The organism is Azospirillum sp. TSH20, assembly GCF_003115935.1.
Taxonomy (GTDB): domain Bacteria; phylum Pseudomonadota; class Alphaproteobacteria; order Azospirillales; family Azospirillaceae; genus Azospirillum.
The window spans coordinates 1-3,552 of sequence record NZ_LGQU01000208.1; the positions used below are offsets into that span (position 1 = coordinate 1).

At 61.5% G+C, this 3,552-nt stretch carries 5 protein-coding genes; 3 read left to right on the forward strand and 2 right to left on the reverse strand.

Annotated features, from left to right (window positions below; translation table 11 throughout):
• Window positions 1–141 (reverse strand): thiamine pyrophosphate-binding protein (locus TSH20_RS34285; RefSeq protein ID WP_146207515.1); only part of this gene is annotated, 141 nt, incomplete at its 3' end.
• A 331-nt stretch (window positions 142–472) separates the two neighbouring features.
• Window positions 473–1,879, reverse strand: a complete 1,407-nt coding sequence (locus TSH20_RS34290) for an MFS transporter (RefSeq protein WP_109157750.1) — start codon at window positions 1,877–1,879, stop codon at window positions 473–475.
• Window positions 1,880–2,133: 254 nt separating this feature from the next.
• Here TSH20_RS34290 and TSH20_RS34295 point away from each other — a divergent pair, with 254 nt between their 5' ends.
• The 3 genes from TSH20_RS34295 to TSH20_RS34305 all read left to right on the forward strand — a co-directional run.
• Window positions 2,134–2,586, forward strand: a complete 453-nt coding sequence (locus TSH20_RS34295) for a RidA family protein (RefSeq protein WP_109157748.1) — start codon at window positions 2,134–2,136, stop codon at window positions 2,584–2,586.
• 15 nt (window positions 2,587–2,601) lie between these two features.
• Complete coding sequence (locus tag TSH20_RS34300) at window positions 2,602–3,231, forward strand: pyridoxamine 5'-phosphate oxidase family protein (RefSeq protein ID WP_199232169.1); 630 nt, start codon at window positions 2,602–2,604, stop codon at window positions 3,229–3,231.
• A 215-nt stretch (window positions 3,232–3,446) separates the two neighbouring features.
• On the forward strand, window positions 3,447–3,552 hold a 106-nt coding region (locus tag TSH20_RS34305), incomplete at its 3' end, for an adenylosuccinate synthetase (RefSeq protein WP_146207516.1).

The following is a 3,552-nucleotide window of genomic DNA, read 5'->3' on the forward strand; positions in this document are numbered from 1 at the left end:
CAGCACATGGCGCATCGTGCCGCGCCGCTGCATCGCCGCGTAGAAGGGGTTGATCGCGGCGCCGGGGACGCCGAAGCAGACGTCGATGTCCTCCCGCTCCAGCACCCGCACCGCCGCTTCCGCCGCCGTCATTCTCGTCATGGTAAAAACTCGCTTTTGGGGTGGGTTTCGACAGTAAATTCCTTAAGGCTCATTCAGGCATTCTTCGGACCTGGAGCATTCCAAAGTAAATTTCTCTATCGGCTGGCAACATCGGCGGCATGGCTCATGGAGATGATGCCGCCGGTACTCAGGCCCGATTGTGCCCGGTCCGCCCTGTGCCTGCGCGCGGGAGAACGCCAAGTTTGCACGCTCCCCCGCCAATCATGGCTTTGACCGGAATGGCAAAGCCATTAGGCCATGACTGCGACCCGCCAACCCTGTTATTACCCCCAAGTTCCGCCGGGTCGTGCAGGACCGGCCAGTGCGGCCATCAGGTCGACTGCTGCCGGGAACCGGCGAGAGCCGGCTCGACATTCATCTCTTCCGTGTGTGTGGCAATTTCTTCCAGCGACATACCGCGGGTTTCGATGCCGAATTTGTAGATGACAAGCGCCGCCATGACGAAGCAAGCCGCGCCCAGCCCGAACACCCCAGTCGTTCCGGCGACGGGCAGGATGATGCCGACGGTGGTCGGGCCGATGAGGGACCCCATGCGACCGGCCGTGGAAGACAGGCCGCAACCGGATGCCCGCGCCCCGGTCGGGAAGAGTTCCGGCGTGTAGGTGTAGAGAACGGCCCACATACCGAACAGGAAGAACTGCATCGAGAAACCGGATGCGAAGAGGGCCGGAATGCCCAGGTTTCCCAGAGCGACGTAACCGTACGTCATGACCGCGAGGGCTCCGCCGAGCAGCGTGATGATGCAAGTCGGCTTGCGCCCCCAGCGCTCGACGGCCCAGGCCGCCCAGAGAAACCCGGGGATACCACCGGTCGAAATGTAGACCGTGTAGAGAACCGACTTCGTCACGTCGTAGCCGGATTGCTGCAGAAGCGCGCCGAGCCAAGTGCTGAGCCCGTAGAAACCGAGAAGCGCAAAGAACCACAATGCGCATGCCGTCAGGAGGCGGGGGCGGTAGACGCCGCTCCACAGATCACGCAGACCGATCGATGCCGGTGCGCTGCCCGCCGTTCTGGCGATCACCGGGGGCAGTACGGTGAGCTTCAGTCGCTTCTTCACGGTGCCTTCAATGCCGTCCACGATGGCCGAAGCCTCGGCGGCCCGTCCCCGCGATTCCAGCCACCGGGGGGACTCCGGCACGAAGCGCCGGATGGCGAACAGGAAGAGCGCCGGAACCGCGCCGATTTCGAACATCGTGCGCCAGCCGTAGCTCGGCAACACCATGTAGGAGATCAATCCGGCACAGATGAACGCGATCGGCCAGTTTCCGTCCATGAGGGCCAGATACTTGCCGCGCCGCTTCGCTGGAATGAATTCGGAAAGCAGCGTCTGCGCCAGCGGCAACTCCATCCCCATGCCAATCCCGAGGATGAACCGGTACACCCCGAGCGTCAGGGGGTCCGTCGCTGTCGAGCACAGATAACTACCCACGCCCCACACGATCATGCTCATTTGAAAGAGCGGTTTCCTTCCAAACCGGTCCGCGAACAAACCCGAACAAACCGCGCCGATCGCCATGCCGACGAAACTGGCACTCCCCAACATTCCGGCTTCAGCCGTCGTAAGCCCGAACTCCGCCTTTATCGACCCCAGAAGGTAGGTCATCATGGCCAGATCAAGATTATCGAAGAAGAACGCTAGGCCAATGATCAGAAGAAGGAACCGGTGATAACTACAAAGCGGCAGCCTCTCAAGCCGATCGCTCGCGCAGATGTTCATTGTGGCCTCCCATAACTGTTCGTACAGGAGACTATCCGGCTTCTGATGCGCCTGCTCGCGAGCCGGCGCCAACCTCTGTCGCAAGAATGCCAAACTGCACTCCGACAGGGCGCGACCATTTGGCTGTCGCGGGGCTTGCATCCCGATTGGCGAGAGAACGCGCAAACATGGCGCCCGCGCGCGCGCGGCGGCGCGGCGGGACTGTCATTGTTACGTGCTCCGACAATTCATTATATCTGCAAGGTGGGCTTCACATGGTTTTGAACCACGATCTTCTTCGAAACGTGCCCGACATCCAAATGTCTGCGGCAGCCTTTAAACCTTATGTCGTACATGGAGGAATCGTTCATGTGTCCGGCCAATTGCCGGTCAGGGACGGCAAGCCGGTCTGGGTCGGCCGCGTTCCGGGCACCGTCTCCGTCGATCAGGCGCGGGAGGCAGCTGAACTGTGCGCCCTCAATGTCCTGGCTTGGTTGAAGCACGCCTGCCAGGGCGATTTCACCCGCGTCGAACGCTGCATCCGGCTGGGTGGTTTCGTTGCCGCTGATGAAGGATTTGCAGATGCACCGACCATCATCAACGCCGCCTCGCAGATCATGACCTCGGCCTTCGGCGAGCGGGGCGAGCACGCCCGCATCGCCATCGGCGTCAAGAGCCTTCCCTTCGATGCCCCCGTCGAGGTCGAGGGCATCTTCGCCATCCGCTGATCGGGACGAAGCAGAATGAACAGCTCCACTGCCCTACCGGCCTATTTCGACAATGGCATGCGGCGTTCCGACCTAGCATGGAACGACTGGGAGGCCATTTCGAAATTTCTTGCCGACCAGGTCGTCTGCCGTATCGCAATCCATGACGATCCCTTTCCCTATGTTTTGGCTCAGAGCTACCGGTTTATTGACGGGGTGTTTCTACTTCACTGCTCCCGCTTCGGACGAATGGCCGGACTGATCCACCGCAATCCGCACGTGACCATCGAGATCGACCATTTGGTCGCTCTGCTAAAGGCGCCGAAGGGGCAAAACACCAGCTTCGAATATTACAGCGTGCTCGCACGATGCCACGTCGATCCATCGGAGGATCTCGAAGCCGTGCGGCGCCAGCAATATGAGGTGCTGGAGAAATACCGCCCAGAACGCGACTACACGCCGATCGATGATTTCGCACCGGCACAGATCACGACCTTCCGCTGCAAGGTCGTGCAGATGTCCGCGAAGAAGCGCATTCTCGCCGATGGTCAATATTCGCCTCCCGGCCAGCCGCAGGCACCCTATCTGCGGTACCCGTTCCCACCACCGGCAGCCCTGTCATCGCTGCCGCCGGGCGCCTTCGACCCCAACCGGTTCAAGTCCTGAATCAAGGCTTCAGTCGCTTTGAACACAAATGGCCCCATTCGGCCGCCGGGCTTCGGCCGCAAGAGCGGTGCACAGCGAAGTGGCATCCGCATCGGCGTTCAGCCGGTGCCGACTGGGCGAGAAAGACACCGCACCTCCCGGTCGCGATGCAGCACCGCGGCCGGGAGGTGCGGAGCCTTCTTCAATAACGGTTTGACATCACAACGGAGAATCCCATGGCCAACGTCGTGGTTGTCGGCGCCCAGTGGGGCGACGAGGGCAAGGGCAAGATCGTCGACTGGCTGTCCAGCCGGGCCGATGTGGTGGTGCGCTTCCAGGGCG